Origin of the sequence: Nocardia xishanensis NBRC 101358 (assembly GCF_001613365.1) — a bacterium.
In the GTDB taxonomy this organism is placed as follows: domain Bacteria; phylum Actinomycetota; class Actinomycetes; order Mycobacteriales; family Mycobacteriaceae; genus Nocardia; species Nocardia xishanensis.
This window is the reverse complement of the sequence record NZ_BDCF01000005.1, coordinates 33,814-51,071: the sequence shown is the minus strand read 5'-3', so window position 1 is coordinate 51,071 and position 17,258 is coordinate 33,814. Positions and strand designations below refer to the sequence as shown.

The 17,258-nt window shown below is 69.4% G+C and carries 16 protein-coding genes; 11 read left to right on the top strand and 5 right to left on the bottom strand.

The window, feature by feature from the left end; all coding sequences use genetic code 11:
- The first annotated feature begins 83 nt into the window (after positions 1-83).
- From NX1_RS05620 to NX1_RS05610, 3 genes are read left to right on the top strand one after another with little or no spacing between them, the layout of a single operon-like run.
- Positions 84-737, top strand: coding sequence for a TetR/AcrR family transcriptional regulator (locus tag NX1_RS05620; RefSeq protein ID WP_068054852.1), 654 nt, complete (start codon positions 84-86; stop codon positions 735-737).
- Positions 737-1,669: an ABC transporter ATP-binding protein gene (locus NX1_RS05615; protein ID WP_068054848.1), complete on the top strand. Its 933-nt coding sequence runs from the start codon at positions 737-739 to the stop codon at positions 1,667-1,669. The genes NX1_RS05620 and NX1_RS05615 overlap by 1 nt, the downstream gene beginning before the upstream one ends.
- Positions 1,666-3,300 carry an ABC transporter permease gene (locus NX1_RS05610; RefSeq protein ID WP_068054845.1) on the top strand — a complete coding sequence of 545 codons (1,635 nt, stop codon included), beginning with the start codon at positions 1,666-1,668 and terminating at the stop codon, positions 3,298-3,300. Before NX1_RS05615 ends, NX1_RS05610 begins: the two co-directional genes overlap by 4 nt.
- 64 nt (positions 3,301-3,364) lie before the next feature.
- Here NX1_RS05610 and NX1_RS05605 read toward each other — a convergent pair whose 3' ends face one another.
- On the bottom strand, positions 3,365-4,225 hold the full coding sequence (locus tag NX1_RS05605; protein WP_068055217.1) for an LLM class F420-dependent oxidoreductase: 861 nt from the start codon (positions 4,223-4,225) through the stop codon (positions 3,365-3,367).
- 137 nt (positions 4,226-4,362) lie between these two features.
- Here NX1_RS05605 and NX1_RS05600 point away from each other — a divergent pair, with 137 nt between their 5' ends.
- Positions 4,363-5,883, top strand: a complete 1,521-nt coding sequence (locus tag NX1_RS05600) for a threonine/serine exporter family protein (RefSeq protein ID WP_084501057.1) — start codon at positions 4,363-4,365, stop codon at positions 5,881-5,883.
- Positions 5,884-5,995: 112 nt separating this feature from the next.
- A complete protein-coding gene (locus NX1_RS05595) occupies positions 5,996-6,658 on the top strand; it encodes a biliverdin-producing heme oxygenase (protein ID WP_068054842.1) in 663 nt (220 codons plus the stop codon).
- Positions 6,659-6,661: 3 nt separating this feature from the next.
- Here the strand turns inward: NX1_RS05595 and NX1_RS05590 are convergent, their stop codons facing one another.
- Positions 6,662-8,176 (bottom strand): sugar transferase, encoded by a 1,515-nt coding sequence (locus tag NX1_RS05590; RefSeq protein WP_068055211.1) that lies wholly within the window; start codon positions 8,174-8,176, stop codon positions 6,662-6,664.
- A gap of 498 nt (positions 8,177-8,674) precedes the next feature.
- On the opposite strand from NX1_RS05590, the gene NX1_RS05580 reads away from it, so the two are divergent.
- From NX1_RS05580 to NX1_RS05565, 4 genes are read left to right on the top strand one after another with little or no spacing between them, the layout of a single operon-like run.
- Positions 8,675-10,003 (top strand): class I SAM-dependent methyltransferase, encoded by a 1,329-nt coding sequence (locus NX1_RS05580; RefSeq protein WP_084501055.1) that lies wholly within the window; start codon positions 8,675-8,677, stop codon positions 10,001-10,003.
- A complete protein-coding gene (locus tag NX1_RS05575) occupies positions 10,000-10,776 on the top strand; it encodes a glycosyltransferase family protein (protein ID WP_068054838.1) in 777 nt (258 codons plus the stop codon). The genes NX1_RS05580 and NX1_RS05575 overlap by 4 nt, the downstream gene beginning before the upstream one ends.
- A complete protein-coding gene (locus NX1_RS05570) occupies positions 10,773-11,423 on the top strand; it encodes a PIG-L deacetylase family protein (RefSeq protein ID WP_068055209.1) in 651 nt (216 codons plus the stop codon). The genes NX1_RS05575 and NX1_RS05570 overlap by 4 nt, the downstream gene beginning before the upstream one ends.
- Before the next feature lie 2 nt (positions 11,424-11,425).
- Positions 11,426-12,466 carry an NAD-dependent epimerase/dehydratase family protein gene (locus tag NX1_RS05565; protein WP_068054836.1) on the top strand — a complete coding sequence of 347 codons (1,041 nt, stop codon included), beginning with the start codon at positions 11,426-11,428 and terminating at the stop codon, positions 12,464-12,466.
- Positions 12,467-12,479: 13 nt separating this feature from the next.
- Here NX1_RS05565 and rfbC read toward each other — a convergent pair whose 3' ends face one another.
- The gene (gene rfbC / locus NX1_RS05560; RefSeq protein WP_068055206.1) at positions 12,480-13,052 is read right to left on the bottom strand and encodes a dTDP-4-dehydrorhamnose 3,5-epimerase; all 573 of its coding nucleotides are present in this window, start codon (positions 13,050-13,052) and stop codon (positions 12,480-12,482) included.
- Between the two features lie 34 nt (positions 13,053-13,086).
- Between rfbC and NX1_RS05555 the strand changes: the two genes are divergently transcribed.
- Both NX1_RS05555 and NX1_RS05550 read left to right on the top strand, forming a co-directional pair.
- Positions 13,087-14,226 carry a methyltransferase domain-containing protein gene (locus tag NX1_RS05555; protein ID WP_068054833.1) on the top strand — a complete coding sequence of 380 codons (1,140 nt, stop codon included), beginning with the start codon at positions 13,087-13,089 and terminating at the stop codon, positions 14,224-14,226.
- A gap of 62 nt (positions 14,227-14,288) precedes the next feature.
- Complete coding sequence (locus tag NX1_RS05550) at positions 14,289-14,924, top strand: MspA family porin (RefSeq protein ID WP_084501053.1); 636 nt, start codon at positions 14,289-14,291, stop codon at positions 14,922-14,924.
- A gap of 21 nt (positions 14,925-14,945) precedes the next feature.
- On the opposite strand, the gene NX1_RS05545 is transcribed toward NX1_RS05550, so the two are convergent.
- Together NX1_RS05545 and NX1_RS05540 are read right to left on the bottom strand one after the other, a co-directional pair.
- On the bottom strand, positions 14,946-15,782 hold the full coding sequence (locus tag NX1_RS05545) for a glycosyltransferase family 2 protein (RefSeq protein ID WP_068054830.1): 837 nt from the start codon (positions 15,780-15,782) through the stop codon (positions 14,946-14,948).
- A gap of 9 nt (positions 15,783-15,791) precedes the next feature.
- The gene (locus NX1_RS05540; protein ID WP_245668337.1) at positions 15,792-17,135 is read right to left on the bottom strand and encodes a polysaccharide pyruvyl transferase family protein; all 1,344 of its coding nucleotides are present in this window, start codon (positions 17,133-17,135) and stop codon (positions 15,792-15,794) included.
- Positions 17,136-17,258: the final 123 nt, after the last annotated feature.

Here is a 17,258-nt window from a genome sequence, read left to right as displayed (position 1 = left end):
TTCGACCATAGTCGCCACGTACCACGCGGTCTCGAGCCGAAACTCTTGCCCCCGATTGAACGTGCGTTTAATATACTGAACATGTGTTCAAGCAACAGTCCGTATCGCAAGGATCCACCGCGGACCTGACCACGGCGGCCCGCATCAGAGACGCCGCGATCGAAGTCTTCGGCGAGTACGGATTCCAAGTCGGGGTCCGCACGATCGCCGCGGCGGCAGGCGTCTCCCCCGGACTCGTCAACCACCACTTCGGCTCGAAGGACGGCCTGCGCGCCGTGTGCGACGACCGGGTGCTGGAACTGATCCGGGACGAGAAGGTCAAGGCGATCACCGCACCGAACGCCGCGACGGGCATGCTCGCCGCACTGGCCGAGATCGAGATGTACGGCCCGCTCGTCGCCTACATGGTGCGCAGCCTGCAAGCGGGCGGACCGATGGCCGAGTCGCTGTTCGAGCACATGGTCGCCGACGCCGAGGTCTACATGCGGCAGGCCGTCGACGCGGGGACCGTCAAGCCGAGCCGCGACCACAAAGCCCGAGCCAGGTATCTGATGATGCTCAATGTCGGCGCCATCCTGCTGTGGGTGCAATTGCACCGCCGTGACGGCGAACCGATCGATTTCCGCAAGGCGATCCGCGCGATCACCGAAGAACTCACCCCACCGGCCCTCGAGTTCTACACCCAGGGCCTGCTCACCGACACCACCCTGATGGACACTGTCATGAAGGAGCACTGATGTCCGAGGTCATCGAAACCGAGGATCTGCGTAAGACCTTCGGCCACGTCACCGCCCTCGATGGGCTGAACCTCGCGGTTCGCGACGGCGAAATCCACGGCTTTCTAGGACCCAACGGCGCGGGCAAGTCGACCACCATCCGGGTTCTGCTCGGCATCCTGCGCGCCACCTCGGGCCGGGTCAGGCTGTTCGGCCGCGACCCGTGGACCGACGCGGTCGGCCTGCACCGCGAATTGGCTTATGTGCCGGGCGATGTCACGCTGTGGCCGTCGCTGTCCGGCGGCGAGACCATCGACCTGCTCGCCAGGATGCGCGGCGGCATCAACGCCGAACGCCGCGCCGAGCTGATCGAACGCTTCGATCTCGACCCGCGCAAGAAGGCGCGCACCTACTCCAAGGGCAACCGGCAGAAGGTCGCGCTGATCTCCGCACTCGCGTCCGACGTTCGGCTGCTGTTACTCGACGAGCCGACCTCCGGCCTGGATCCGTTGATGGAACAGGTTTTTCGCGAGTGCGTGCGCGAAGCGCAGCAGCGCGGTGCGACCGTACTGCTGTCCAGCCACATCCTGTCCGAGGTGGAGGCGCTCTGCGATCGGGTGACCATCATCAGGGCCGGGCGCACCGTGGAGACCGGCTCGCTGTCCGAGATGCGCCATCTCTCGCGCACCGCGATCACTGCCGAATTGCTCGGCGACCCCGGTGATCTCAGCCGCATCGGCGGCGTCGAGGACATCGAGCGCGACGGCTCGACGCTGCGCTGCCAGGTCGACAGCGAACACCTCGGCGAGCTCATCCGGGTGCTCGGCGACGCGGGCGTGCGCAGCCTCACCAGTGCGCCGCCCACGCTCGAGGAGCTGTTCATGCGGCACTACCACGTCGACGGCCAGGCGGGCGACACCGCGGCGACGCACGGAGAGAAGGTGCGGGCATGACCACTGCCACTGCTCACCGGACCACTGCCACAACGCTTTTCGGCTCATCCGCCGATTTCGCCGGTACCGGGCAGTTGCTACGGCTGTATCTGCGCCGCGACCGGATCGTGTTGCCGCTCTGGTCGCTGCTGATCGGGTTGATGCCCGCCTTCCAGGTGGTCAGCATCAAGGATCTGTACACCGACCAGAGCCAGTTGGACGGTTTCGCGCGGACCACCGCCGACAGTCCGGCCCTGGTCGCCATGTACGGACCGGTGTTCAGCACCGAGCTCGGCTCGATCGGCACCTGGAAAGCCGGCGCGATGTACACGATGATCGCGATCGCGACCATCCTGACCGTCATCAGGCACACCAGGGTCGAGGAGGAGACCGGTCGCGCGGAACTGGTCGGCGCCACCAGCATCGGCCGCTTCGCCGGACTCACCGCGGCACTCACGCTCACCTTCGGCGGCGCACTGATCGCCGGAATCGCTTGCGCCGCTTCGCTGTACGGCGCCGATCTGCCCGCGGCGGGTTCGCTGGCCTTCGGTGCGGCCTTGGCCGCGTCCGGCATCGTGTGGGCCGCGATCGCCGCGGTCGCCGCTCAGGTGAGCGCCGGTGCGCGGGTCGCGCGCGGCGTCGCGTTCGCGACGCTGGGCGCCGCATTCGCCCTGCGCGCGGTCGGCGACGCGGGCAACGGTGTGCTGTCGTGGTTCTCGCCGATCGGCTGGTGCCTGCAGATCCGCCCCTACGCCGACGAACGGTGGTGGGTGCTGCTTCCGCTCGCCACGGTCGCCGTGCTGGCGACGGGCGCCGCCTACGCCCTGCTCTCCTCGCGCGACACCGGCTCCGGGCTGCTGGCCGAACGGCCGGGCCCCGCCGCCGCGGCGCCCCGTCTCTCCGGTCCCATCGGGCTGGCCTGGCGTCTGCAACGCGGCACGCTGGCGGCGTGGACGGTGGGCTTCGGCCTCTACGGTCTGCTGATCGGCGGCGCGGTGCACAGCGTCAGCGACATGCTCGGCGACAGCGGCACCATCGCCGATCTGGTCACCAGGATGGGCGGTTCGGAGAGCCTGGAGGAGTCGTTCATCGCCTACGCGATCGCCATGCTTGCCGCCGCGGCCTCCGCCTTCTCGATCTCCGCGGCGTTGCGCCTGCACGACGAGGAGTCGAGCCAGCGGGCCGAGGCCACCCTGGCGACCGCGGTCGGCCGGACCCGATACGCGTTGAGCCACATCGGTTTCGCGCTCGCCGGGCCCGCGCTCGCCCTGCTCACCGCCGGGCTCGCGATCGGCCTCGTCTACGGTCTCACCACCGGCGAGCTCGGCGAGAAGCTGCCGGAATCGCTGGCCGCCGCGGCGGTGCAAGTGCCCGCGGTCTGGGTGGTCACGGGCATCACGATCGCGATCTTCGGGCTCGCGCCGCGCTACACGCCGGTCGCCTGGGGCGTGCTGAGCGGCATGGTCGTGCTGTACTTCGTCGGCTCCCTGGACGGACTGCCGCAGTGGATGGTCGACCTGGTGCCGTTCGTGCACCCGCCGAAGCTGCCCGGCGCGGCGTTCGAGGCGACGCCGATCCTATGGTTGCTCGGCATCGCCGCCGTCCTGCTCACCGCCGGTATCACCGCCTACCGCCGCCGCGATTTGCGCTGACTCGACGCCATGCCGCCCCCGACCTGTGCGCCGCCGCTCGTCCGCGAGCGGCGGCGCACGGCGCTCAGCGCCGGTCGATTCCGGTCAACCCCAGCTTGCCCGCCAAGCGCTCGAGGTAGGCGTGCACCTCCTCCGCGTCGCGGTCCGGCAGTCCGAAAACCGCCTCCGTGACACCGAGTTCGGCCCACTGCGCCAGTTGCGCGGCGTCGTGCCGCCCGGCCAGCGCGACGATCTCCGGCGTCTCGGTGCGTCCGTGTTCGCGCCAGATCCGGTGCAGCAGTTCAATTTTCTCGCCCAGGCCGGCCTCGGTGGGCGTGGTGATCCACCCGTCGGCGTTCTTGGCGAGCCAGGTGAACGACTTCTCTCCGCCCGCCGCGCCGAGCAGCACCGGGATGCGCTTCTGCGTCGGCTTGGGCCAGGACCAACTCGGTCCGAAGTTCACGAACTCGCCGGAGAAGCTCGCTTCCTCCTCGCTCCAGATCGCGCGCATCGCGTCCAGGTGTTCGCGCAGCACCGTGCGCCGCTTGTTGGCGGGCACCCCGTGGTGGGCGAGTTCGTCGGTGTTCCAACCGAATCCGACGCCGAGGCTGACCCGGCCGCCGGAGAGGTGGTCCAGCGAGGCGATCGCCTTGGCCAAGGTGATCGGGTGGTGTTCGGCGGGCAGCGCCACCGCCGTCGAGAGCGTGATCCGCTCGGTGACCGCCGCGGCGGTACCAAGCGCCACCCAGGGATCGAGGGTGCGCAGGTAGCGGTCGTCGGGCAGGCTCGCGTCGCCGGTGCGCGGATGGGCGGCCGCGCGCACCACCGGAATGTGGGTGTGCTCGGGCACATAGAACGAATCGAAGCCGGCCCGCTCGGCCGCCGCCGCGGCGTCGGCGGGCTGAATGCCCCGGTCACTGGTGAACAACACGATCCCGTACCGCATCGCACGCACTCCCATCGCCAGAAATTAGAACAAGTTCTACCACCTTTCGCCGCCAGGCACCATGGTTCCCACGCCCGCGCACAGGCGCTGACGAGCGCGGATGCCGGACCCGCACCACTACGACTACGGTCTCGGGCATGGGTCTCGAGACGCTGCCGGGAGGAGACAACACGAACCCGCGAGCCGACCACCTCGGCTGGCGCAACCGGGTGTGGCCACGTCGCGGCCCGCATCTACCCGGCGTCAGCGAGGCCGTCGGGTTGCTGGTCGCCGACCGCCAGGCCACCGCCGACACCATCGTGGCCGCGCCCACTCCCCTGCAACCGATCGACCTCACCGACGACGCCAGGGTGGCCGAGGTGCTCGATCTCGCCGTTCGCGTCGGGGAGGTGGTGCTCGCCTCTGGCACCGGCGTCATGGACACCACCACCCAGGTGCGTTTCATCGCCGCCACCTACGGCTTGGCCCGCTGCGATGTCGACGTCACCTACGACTCGATCCGCATCTGGGCCGACCGCGGTCCGCTGCTGCCGCCGGCGAGCACGATGCGCGTCGTGCAGTACCGCGCGCTCGACTTCACCCGGCTCGCCGCGGTGGACCGGCTCACCCGGCGCATCCGCACCCAGGTGGTCGCACCAGAGGACGCGCGCGCCGCGCTGGACGCCATCACCACGGCGCCGCACCCGTATCACCGCTGGACCGCGACGTTCGGCTGGTCGCTGCTCGCCGCCGCCATCGCAGCGCTACTCGGCGCGAATCTCGTCGTCGCGGCGCTCAGCTTCGCCACCACCGCGGCGATCGACCGGACGAACCGGGTGCTGAACCGCTACGGGTTGCCCTTCTTCTTCCAGCACATGATGGGCGGACTCATCGCCGCCGTCCCGGCCATCGTCCTGTCCACCTTGGCCGAACCGCTCGGCTTCCGCGCGGATCCCACGCTCATCATCGCGGCGGGTATCACCGTGTTGCTCAGTGGTCTGCAATTGGTGGGTTCTGTGCAGGACGCCATCACCGGGGCGCCGATCACCGCCACCGCGCGGTTGCTCGAGGTGGTGATGATGACCGGCGGCATCGTCGCGGGCATCGCGCTGGCGCTGCGCCTGGGGCAGGTGGCCGGCGCGACCGTGCCGTCCATCGATATGACTTCGGGTCGCGACATCACCGACCTGCCGATCAAGATCGCGGCGGGCGCGGTCGCGGCGTTGGCCTTCGCGCTCGCCTGCTACGCCGAGCGACGCGCGCTTGCCGCCGCGGCATTCGGCGGTGCGGCGGGCGCGATCACCTACCTGCTCGTGCAGCACGCCGGATTCGGTCCGATCATCTCCTCCGGGGTGGCCGCCACCCTGGTCGGCATGGCCGGTGGTCTGATGGCCCGCCGCGCGCTGACGCCGCCGCTCGTCGTCGCGGTCGCCGGCATCACGCCCCTGCTGCCCGGCCTCAGCGTGTATCGCGGCCTCTACGCGATGCTCAGCGACGAACCGCTGCTCGGCTTCGATCAGCTGCTCGCCGCGTTCGGCATCGGCTGCGCACTGGCCGCGGGAGTGACGCTCGGCGAATGGTGCGACCGCACGCTGCGCCGCCCGCGAATTCTCAGCCGCTTCGGTTCGCTGCGACGCCCGATCGTCCGGCGCAGGCGGCGCGCGAATCCCGCACACTGAAACCGTGCCGCGACTCGGATGCGGCAAACCCGGCCGCTCCGGTATGGTCTCTGCGATTAGTTAGGGTAGCCAAACAAGCGGGCTGCCGCGGACGACGATGAGGTGGTTCGGTATGTCGGAGGCAGTACCTTTCTCGGCACGCATCCAATCCGCTACCGCGCGTCAGCACGCGGAGGCGGAGAACTCCTCGTTCATCAGCGACATGCTCGGCGGCGCGCTCGGCATCGACTCCTACCACCGCTACACCGGCCAGCTGTGGTTCATCTACCGCGCGCTGGAGGCGCGCTGGCCCGAGCTGGCAGGCGACACCGTCGCAGGGCCCTTCATCAAGCCGGAGCTGGCCAGGACCGCCGAGCTCGAGCGCGATCTCGCCGCCTTGCTCGGCCCCGACTGGCGCACCGAGCTGCGGGCGCTGCCCGCCACCGTCGCCTATGCCGAGCGCATCGAGGAGTGTGCGCGCGATTGGCCCGCCGGTTACATCGCCCACCACTACACCCGCTATCTCGGCGACCTTTCCGGCGGTCAGGTCATCCGAGGCACCGCCGAGAAGCTGTGGGACCTGCCGCGGCGCGGCGACGGCGTCCGTTTCTACGTCTTCGACGGCATCGCGAATCCGGCCGCCTTCAAACGCGAATACCGCGCGCTGCTCGACGATTTGGCGGTGGACGAGCTCGAGTGCAGGCGGGTGCTCGAGGAATGTCAGCGCGCCTTCGACCACAACACCGCGATCTTCGCCGAACTCGCCGCGGAGTTCCCGGCGCGCCGCCCGTCCTGACGGTCAGTAGGCGCCCTCGCCCCGCGCGACCGCGCCGATGGTCTTGGCGATGAGCAACAGGTCCAGCACCATCGACCAGTTCTCCACGTAGGACAGATCGAGCCGAACCGAGTCCTCCAGCGAGAGATCCGATCGGCCGCTCACCTGCCACAGCCCGGTGATGCCCGGTTTGACCAGCAGCCTGCGCCGCATCTCGCCGTCGTAGGTGTCGACCTCGCGCTGCACCTGCGGCCGCGGGCCGACGACGCTCATCTCCCCGCGCAGCACGTTGAGGAACTGCGGCAACTCGTCCAGGCTGAACTTCCTGATCACCCGCCCGATGGGCGTCACCCGCGGATCGTCCTTCATCTTGAAGAACACCGGGTTGCCGCCGTTGGCCTCGATCAGCGCGGACACGGTGCGCTCGGCGTCCTGATACATGCTGCGGAACTTGATCATTCGAAAAGGCTTGCCGCCGCGGCCGATCCGCTCAGACAGGTAGAACACCGGCCCGGGGCTGGTCAGTTTGACCGCGAGCGCGATGGCGAGCAGTACCGGCGCGATCGCCAGCAGCACGCCCCCGGCGAAACACGCGTCGAAGAGCGCCTTTCCGGTCGATTTGGCGCGGTCGTACTGCGGTTTGTCGATGTGCAGCATCGGCATTCCCGCGACGAGCCGGTTGGTCAGCCGGGTCCCGGCGATGTCGACCACGCCGGGCGCGACGATCAGCTCGACGCCGAGCGGATCGAGTTCCCAAGCCATCCTGCGTAATTCGACCGGACCGAGGTAGTCCGTCGCGGTCACCGCGACGGTGTCCGCGCCGCTGCGGCGCACCGCCTCCAGCACCGAGCGATCGTCGCCGACGACGGAGAAGGTTCTTCCGGAGGCCCGCAGCCAGTAGGGTCCCGTCGCGGCGACCCCGTCCGGGATGCACACGCCCACGACGCGATAACCGGCGTCCGGGTCACGGGAGAACGCGCTCGCCATCGCCTGCGCCGCCTCCGGAGCGCCCACCACGAGCACCGAGGTCAGGTACTCCGCACGATCGCGGCGCCTGCCGCGGGTGTGCCAGCGCCAGGCCAGCCTGCTGAACATCAGTCCGAGCACCCCGAGCGGTAGCGCGATCGCCAAATAGCCGCGCGCGAAATCGATCTGGACGATCAGCGAGACGATGGCCACCGCACCGAACAGGCGCAGCGTCGCCGAGACCAGCCGCCGGTATTCCTCGGTTCCCGAACCGACCACCTGCGGTGAGCGGGTGTTCCCCGCGGCGAGGAACAGCGCCCAGGTCAGCGCTAGGGCCACGGACACGACCGTGTAGCCGATCTCGTAGGGCAACCGCCAGGCCAGCGGCGGCGCGGCGGGCCCGCCGAACCTGATCACCTGCGCCAGCCCGACCGCCGCCGCGATGACGGCCAGATCCGTTGCGGCCAAGTGCTTCACGTAGTCGGCTTGCCAGCGTTCCCGCTCGGAACGCGGCGGGATGTGCGACGGTCCGGATATGTCCAGGTCGTCGCCGTCGGTGAGCTCGTGGCTCATGAACACACACCTCCCCCTGGGAGAGAGAATTCGTCGCTCCCGATCCCCGTCGATCGGTCCCCCGCAGCCCCGCATCGGCCGTCCCGGGGTGTTCGGTCATTCGACGGCCAACAGCAGATTGTTACAGAGCCGGAAACGCCGCACATATCGAATGCCAAGGGTCACAGCGTATTCCAGAAAATAGCGGACCGACTTGCGGTCTGTTTCGCCCCCGAATCCCGGATTCCGCCCGATCGGAATATCGCGGCAGGTCGCGCGCCCGAATTGCTTTCGCGGCGAAACCACGACCAGGGGGACCGACCGAGGAAACCCCGGATAGCGGACCCGATGCCGACCGGCGACACGCCGGGAGACCTGTCCGTAAACCGCTATCCCACAACTGATTTCATCCGCCGCGCCGGGACCGTTGGTTGTAACGTCTCACTGGATCGCCTCGCCGCATGGGGCGTACCGGCCGTCCGCCGGGCGATCCGATCTCTCGGCAGAAGGTGGGTCTGCATGCGTTGTCGTCTGTGTGATTCCGCGCGCCTTTCCAGCGTGCTCGACCTCGGCGCGACACCGCCGTGCGAGAAATTCCTCGCGGTGGACGAACTGGATCTACCCGAGCCGACCTATCCGCTACATCTCCGGCTGTGTGAGGACTGCCTGCTCTTACAAATTCCGGCCTTGATCACTCCCGAGGAAACATTTACCGAATACGCGTATTTCGCTTCGTATTCCGAAAGCTGGGTGCGGCACGCTGAAAGATTCGTTTCGAACGCCGTCGAACGGCTCGGCCTCGGGCCGGAATCCTTCGTCGTGGAGGCCGCGAGCAACGACGGCTATCTGCTCAGGCACGTGGTCGCCGCGGGCATCCGCTGTCTCGGCATCGAACCGTCGGTGAACGTCGGTGTGGCCGCTCGCGCACTCGGAGTGCCGACCGAAACCCAGTTCCTGGACGAGGATTCGGCGGCCAAAGTACGCGCGGTGCACGGACCCGCGAACCTGGTCGTCGCCAACAACGTCTACGCGCACGTACCCGACCTGCGCGGCTTCACGCGCGCGCTGCGCGAGCTGATGGCCGACGACGGCTGGCTGACGATCGAGGTGCACCACGCGGCCAACCTGGTGCGGCTCGGGCAGTTCGACACCATCTATCACGAGCACTTCCAGTACTACACGGTGCTGTCGGCGCAACGAGCCCTCGCCACCGCTGGGCTCGCCGTCGTCGACGTGGAACTGCTTGCCACACACGGCGGTTCGATCCGCCTGTGGGCGCGACCCGAGGCGGCGGCAGGCGCGCCGGGTGAGCGCGTCGCCGCGGTGCTGCGCGACGAGGCCGCCGCCGGGCTACACGACCCCGACGGCTACCGGGATCTGGCACCGCGCGCCGCGCACGTGCGTCACGAGCTACTGCGCTATCTGCTCGCCTGGCACGCCGAAGGCAAGCGGGTGGTCGGCTACGGCGCACCGGGCAAGGGCAACACCCTGCTCAACTACTGCGGCATCCGGCCCGACCTGCTCGAGTACACCGTCGACCGAAATCCCTACAAGCACGGCCGCTTCACGCCGGGCACGCGCATCCCGATCCACCCGACCGAACGCATCGACGCCGATCGCCCGGACGTGGTGCTGGTGCTGCCCTGGAATCTGGAGACCGAGCTCACCGCGCAACTGCGCCACATCGCCGATTGGGGCGGCGAGCTCGTCTACCCGCTGCCGACCGTACATCGCGCCGACCTCACCGGCGCGGTCCGAGACGACGACCCGGACCCGTCCACCGCCGCGGGGTTCACGGCGCCCACCGACAACGACTTCGAACACTTCACGGGGAGGGACGCACGATGAAAGTCGTTCTGTTCTGCGGCGGCTACGGGATGCGGATGCGCGACGGCTCCGACGACATGATTCCCAAGCCGATGCAGCTGGTCGGCCCGCGACCGCTGCTGTGGCACGTGATGCGCTACTACGCGCACTTCGGCCACAAGGAGTTCATCCTGTGCCTCGGCTACGGCGCCGAGCACATCAAGAACTTCTTCCTGACCTACCAGGAGTCGGTCTCCAACGACTTCGTCATCCGCGAGGGCCGCGTCGAGTTGCTGCGCAGCGACATCAGCGACTGGTCGATCACCTTCGTGGACACCGGCGTGGAATCGGCCATCGGTGAGCGGCTGCGACGCGTACGTCAGTACCTCGGCGACGACGAGATGTTCCTGGCGAACTACGCCGACGTGCTGACCGATGCACCGCTGGACGAGATGATCGCGAAGTTCACCGGCTCCGGCGCGGCGGCCTCCATGATGGTCGTGCCGCCCCAATCCTCGTTCCACTGCGTCGATCTCACCCCGACGGGCGAGGTCAAGGACATCATGCCGGTCGCCAGGATGCCGCTGTGGGAGAACGGCGGGTACTTCGTGCTCACCCAGGAGGTGTTCGACCTGCTGCCGCCGGACGGCGACCTGGTGGCCGACGCCTGCGGCACGCTGGCCGGGCAGGGCAGGCTGTTCGGGTACCGGCACCTCGGGTTCTGGAAGCCGGCCGACACGTTCAAGGAACGCGCCGAACTCGACGCGGGCTACCGCGCGGGCGTGCGGCCGTGGATGGTGTGGGAGCCGGCGTGATCCCCCTGATCGCCGCGCCCGTCGCCGAGGTCGCGGTGCTCGGCGCGCACTGCGACGACATCGCGATCGGCATGGGCGCCACCCTGCTCACCCTGGCGCGCCGCCGCCCCGGCCTGCGGGTGCACGCGCTGGTGCTGTCCGGCGGCGGCACCGAACGCGAGGCCGAGGAGCGCGCCGCGCTCGCCGATTTCTGTCCCGGCGCGGCGCTCGCGCTCACCGTCCTCGATATCCCGGACGGTCGCGCGCCAGCACATTGGGACCGAATCAAGAACGCGCTGGCCGTCTTTCGCGTCGGCTGCGCGCCGGACCTGGTGTTCGCTCCGCAGCGCGGCGACGCCCACCAGGATCACCGGCTGCTCGCGGAGCTGACGCCAACCGAGTTCCGCGACCACTTGGTGCTCGGCTACGAGATCCTCAAGTGGGAGACCGATACGCCGCGCCCCACCGTCTTCCAGCCGGTCTCCGTCGACCTCGCCGAGGAGAAGGCGCGGCTGCTGCACAAGCACTACCCCTCCCAGACCGGGCGCGACTGGTTCGACGAGGCCGCGTTCACCGGCCTGTCCCGGCTGCGCGGCGTGCAGAGCCGCAGCCGCCACGCGGAGGCATTCGTACTGGACAAGGCCGTCATCGAGCTGGGAGGCAACTGAACATGCGGGTACTGCTCACCGGACACCAGGGCTATCTCGGCACCGTCATGGCGCCGGTGCTACGCGCCGCGGGCCACGATGTGGCCGGACTCGACTCCGGGTTCTTCGCCGACTGCGTCCTCGGCGCGTTCCCCGGTGATCCGCCCGGCCTGTCGGTCGACCTGCGTGATGTGGCGATCGAGCAGCTGAGCGGATTCGACGCGGTGGTGCATCTGGCCGCGCTGTCCAACGATCCGCTGGGCGCGCTCGCGCCCGAGATCACCTACGACATCAACCATCACGCGTCGGTGCGGCTGGCCCGGTTGGCGAAAGCGGCGGGCGTGCGCCGGTTCCTGTACGCCTCGACCTGCTCGGTGTACGGCGCCGCGGGCGATGACCTGGTGACCGAGGACGCGCCGCTGCGGCCGATCACCCCGTACGCGGAGAGCAAGGTGCGCGTCGAGGACGATGTCGCCGCGTTGGCCGATTCCGGCTTTTCGCCCGTATTCTTGCGCAACGCGACGGCTTTCGGCTTCTCGCCGCGCCTGCGGGCCGACATCGTGCTGAACAATCTCGTCGGCTACGCCGCGCTCACCGGCGAGGTGAAGGTGCTCTCCGACGGCACGCCGTGGCGACCGCTGGTGCATGCGCGGGACATCGCCACCGCGTTCGCGACCTGCCTCACCGCGCCGATCGAGGCGATCCACGCCCGCGCGTTCAACATCGGCACCGAGGAGAACAACCTGACGGTCGCGGAGATCGCAAAGGCCGTGGTGGCCGCGGTGCCCGGCTCCCGGCTGCTCGTCACCGGTGAGAACGGCGCCGACCCGCGCTCCTATCGCGTCGATTTCTCCGCCGCGCGCGAGGCCATCGGGTTCCGCGCCGAGTGGACCGTGCCCGCGGGCGCGGCCGAGCTGTACCGCGAGTACACCGCGAGAGGGCTGACCAGTGCCGACTTCTTCCACCGTTTCACGCGGCTGCCGCATCTGCGCAAGCTGTGCGACTCCGGCGTGCTCGACGCCGCGTTGCGCCGGGTCGGGACCGAGGCCACGGCCAAGGCTTGAAACACTCGTCGGTTCAGCGCGACGCGGGACGCCGCCAGACGGTGCGCAGCAGTTGTTCCCAGCTGCCCGCCGCCGCGTCGCGCGCCGAGATCTCGGTCACCGTGAGGGGCCATGCGATGCCGAGGTCGGGGTCGTCGTAGGCGACGCCGATGTCCTCGGCCGGGTCGTGCGGCCGATCGATGCGATAGCAGACGTCGGCCGTCGCGGTGAGGGCCTGGAAGCCGTGCAGGAAGCCGGGCGGCACGTACAGGTGATGGAGGTTCTTGTCGTCCAGCCGGAATGCCTGCTGCACACCGAATGTCGGCGAGCTGGGCCGGATGTCGACGAGCACGTCGTGCACGGCGCCGTGCGCGCAGCGGACCAGCTTGGCCTCGCCGCGCCCGGAGCGGCCGTGCATGCCGCGGATCACACCGCGCGCGGAACGGGATTGGGAGTCCTGGACGAACGCCGCGGCGGCGCCCGGCGCGCCGAGCCGCTCGTCGAAGGCCTCCGCGTCGAAGGTCCGGGTGAAAAAGCCCCGAGCGTCGTGGAACGGCTGCGGAACGAGCAGCAGGACGTCGGCGAGCTCGGTCTGCTCGATACGCACGCGGTCATCGTGCCATGAGAGAGGGGAATACGGCATGAGTTCCGAACGGGGGAATCGCTGCCGCGGTTGCGCGGACGCGGCACTGCGCCCCGTACTCGATCTCGGGAAAGTGCCTGCGGCCGACCACTTTCCGAGTGCGAACAGTCCTATCGATGCCGGCGAGGCGGGACATCCGCTGCGCATGGACTACTGCGCCGCGTGCGGACTGGCCCAGCTCGCCGAGGACGATACGGTCACCGGGGAACCGCGGGGCGTGGAGCCGCGGGCGCTGCGCGATCAGGCGGCCGACGCGGTGGCCTCGGTGGCCTCGGCCGGGTTGCTCACCGGGCGCACCGCACGCGAGTTCGGCAGCCCGCACGGCGGCACCTGGCTGCCGCTGCTCGCGGCGCGCGGTTTCACCGAGACAGCCGCCCGGGCCGACGTGGTGCTGGACTGCTTCGGGATCATGCACGAGCCCAACCAGCGGGCCGCGTTCCGGCGCCGTGCGGCAGCCACCGCGCCGCACGGCGCGCTGCTGATCCAGTACCACTCGCTGGCCACCATCGTGGCGGCCGGTCAGTGGAACGCGTTGCGCCACGGGCACTTCGCCTACTACTCGCTGGCCGCGCTGCAAGGTTTGCTGCACGAGGCCGGCATGACCGTCACGCACGCGTGGACCTTCGATCTCTACGGCGGGACCGTGCTGCTGCGCGCGGTGCACGGCGCGGCAGCCGAGCACGATTCGGTCCGCGCCGTGCTCGACGGCGAAGCGCCCCATCTCGATCCGAGCGGACTGACCGCGCTTCAGCGCGCCGCCGACCGGCACGCGGACGCGCTGCGCCGATGGCTGGACGAGCGGGCCGCGCGCGGCCTTCGCGTCTACGCGTATGGCGCGGCGTCGCGGGCGGTCGCCCTGTTCAGCCTGTCCGGGGCGCACCGCGGCGTGATCGCCGGGGTCGCCGACGCCTCCCCCGGCAAGCACGGACGGCGCATGCCGGGAACCGACATCCCGATCGTCTCCCCCGGCGAACTCGTCGCGGCGCGACCGGATCTCGTGCTCCTGACACTGCCCGACCTGCTGGCCGAGGTGCGCGCGACCTACCCGGAACTCGACGGACGCTGGATGGTCGACGCGCCGTCCGGGCCTCGGGAAGGAGGCATCGAGACAGCGACACTTGGACGCGCCGCAACGTGATTCGTTGCCACAGGACCGCGTTCTTCTTCGGTACGACGAGTATTCACACAGAGGGGATTCTGATGAGTGACACCAACCAGCTCCGCCACAGCGTGCGCGCCTTGGCGCTCGCTTCCGTCCTGGCGGCCGGGCTGGTCTTCGGGAACGGTTCCGCCGCCGCGGAAATCGACAGCAGCAACACCGTAGTCGACCGCCAAGACCGCGTGGTGGAGGCCATCCAGGCCGATACCCGCATCGATTTCGTGCCTCCGCTGGACGGGAACCCGCTCACCAGGGAGTGGTTCCACCACGGGGAGGCGGGTTTCAAGATCTCCGGTCCACACGCCGAGGACTGGAAGGGCCGGATCACCATCGGCTACCAGGTCGGCTACCCCGCCACGCTGAACGGCAAGATCCGCCTCGAGTATTCGACACCGGGACTCGGCGTCGATCTCGGCGGCGGGGATGGCGCGCTGCTCAAGATCGACAGTTTGATTCCCAGGCTCGGCCTCCAGGTGGAGGCCGGCTTCGGGCCGGGTATCCAGACGATCGAATGCGCGAGCGGCGAGATCTCCGGCACGTCGGGCTTCATTCGCATGTCGGGCTTCCACGGCAGCGTCACCGGGGTGCTCGGGCAGACCAACATTCGCCCGTTCGTGATGATCGTCGGCGCGAACGGCGACACGGTGATCACCTACGGCAGGCTCTGGACGATCTGAGCCCGCCGCAGGCCGCCCGGATCAGACCAGCAGATCCGGGCGGTTCCGCACGGTCGCCAGCGTCCGCACCCGCAGCCGGTACAGCGCCGCCTTCGCCAGCCTGGTGTCTCCCGCCAGCACGTCCCCGCGGTGCACCAGCTCCGGGTAGTCGTGCGCGATGCGGTGGTGGAAGCGGTACATCTCGGTCAGCTTGCTCACCGTGGAGGACCGGCTGCACAGGTTGAACGACGAATTGCGCCAGGCGGCGAGAATTTCCGTCATCCCGAAGAACGCGCCGAACGAACCGACCCTGGCGAACATATCGACGTCCATCGGAAAGACCAGGTCGCCGCGCAGTCCGCCGACCTTGTCGTAGTGCTCGCGGTAGAACATGGCCGCGGCGGTCGGCCCGAAGTCGGCGGGTCCGCGTCGCACGATGGTGCGCGCCAGCTCGCGCGGGGTCTGCCTGCCGAGCAGGCCCGCGAGACCCAGACCGGACTCCATCACCTCCCCCGCCTCGTCGATCACCTCGAAGCGGCTCGACGAGATGGCGATCGAGGGGTCGGCCATCACCGCCAGTTGCGCGGCCAGCGCGCCCGGCCGCAGCACGTCGTCGGCGCAGACGACCTTGACCAGCGTTCCGGTCGATGCGCCGATGACCTTGTCCCAGTTCCGGCCGATCGGCAGCACGGTGTCGTTGCGCAGCACGCGCACCCGGGGATCGTCGACGGAGCGCGCGATCTCTCCCGTGTCGTCGGTGCTGGCGTTGTCCAGCACCACCAGTTCGAAATCCTCGTCCTGCGCGAGTACCGAGTCCAGCGTGGCGGCGAGCGTCCGCCCCGAGTTGTACGCAGGAACGCACACCGACAGCGATGCCATGTCAGCTCCCTAGCCGTCGACCCGGGCGACCGGGCCGTTCTCCACCAGTCGAAAAACCCGTTCCAGACCCGCTCTGCTCGCCTCGATCTGCTCGACGGCCTTCTGCTGCAAAGGATCCCGCAATCCGGGCGCGGCTTCCCACAGCTCGTCGATGGCCTGACGCAGCGCGGAGTCCAAGTCGGGATCGTCCAGGTGCACCACCCGCAGCCCCGCGCCGAACATGCCCGCCAGGCCGTGGAACTTGTCGTCGTAGTACTCCGAGGCGGTGATGCCGACCGCCGGAATGCCTTGGGACAGCGCGAAAACAGCCAGATGGTAGGCGCTGGTCACCAGCACACGGCAGCGAGCGACCTGCCTGGCCACGTCCCGCGGCGTACCCCCGCGTCCGACCGGTGGCCTGCGCCTGGCCGCGCCCGTGAGCAGCGGCAGCGTGGAACGGCGGTCCTCGGAGGCGTATTCGGAGATGATCAGCGGCATCAGTCCCGCGTCCAGCGCCGCGGCGCGGTCGCGGACCACCCGGCCCAGCGTTTCCCTCGCCGCCGCGCCGACCGGCGCGTACTCCGCGACTCGAAGGCACAGGCCGAGGTCGGCGCCGATGCGTGCGTCGCGCATGCGGTAAGCGAATTCCACCGCGTCGTCGCCGGTGACCATCGTCTGTTCCGGTGCGACGCCGAGCCGCGCCAGCAGTTCCGGTCCGCGCCGCCGCTCGCGCAGCGCGACGAAGTCCGCTCCCGGCAGCACCTCGCCGGCGCGGTCGAGCAGGCGCCCATCCCGCAGCGGACCGAGGCCCTGGCCGACCAGCGCGGTCGGAATGCTCTGGGCGCGCGCCGCTTCCAGTAGATCGAGGGTGCGGTGCGCCTGGTACTTGTCGACGTCGGTCATGTATCCGCCGCCGATGGCGAGCACCAGCGAGGCCTCGTTCACCGCCGCGGGGACCGTGGCCCGCGGATCGGCGCTTTCGGGCTCGGCGACGGCGGTCACGGCCTGCTCGCGCAGCGCGCGAATCCGGTCCTTGGGCCCGTCCGTGGCCGCGCGCCAGCGCAATGCGGCGGGTCCGATCAATTTGGTTGCGGCCGTGTGAGATACGCGCCCCGGCCAGCCCCCCGATCCCCAGGACCAGTCGGGTCCGCTGATGGGCTCGGCCCCGGGAAGCAGCGCGCGCAGCACCGCGGGCTGGTGGGTGAGCACTCCGATGCGCGCCTGCGGCCAGCGAGCACGCAATCGTTCGACGGTGGTGACCATCATCGCGATGTCACCGCGATTGCGCAGCCAGTACTCACCGTTCTCCACGAGCACGCGAATATCGCGCTCGGCGAGAGTGATTCGCTCGGGCACGGAACTACCGATCCCCACTGTGTCAGTCCTCCCGCCTGTCCCCCGCGGGTCGGCTCGTGCCGAGCACGAACTCGCTGTGCAATCTACCCCACGGCACCCGCGACGGCCAGCGCTCGCGACGCCACGCCGAGTACGCCTTCG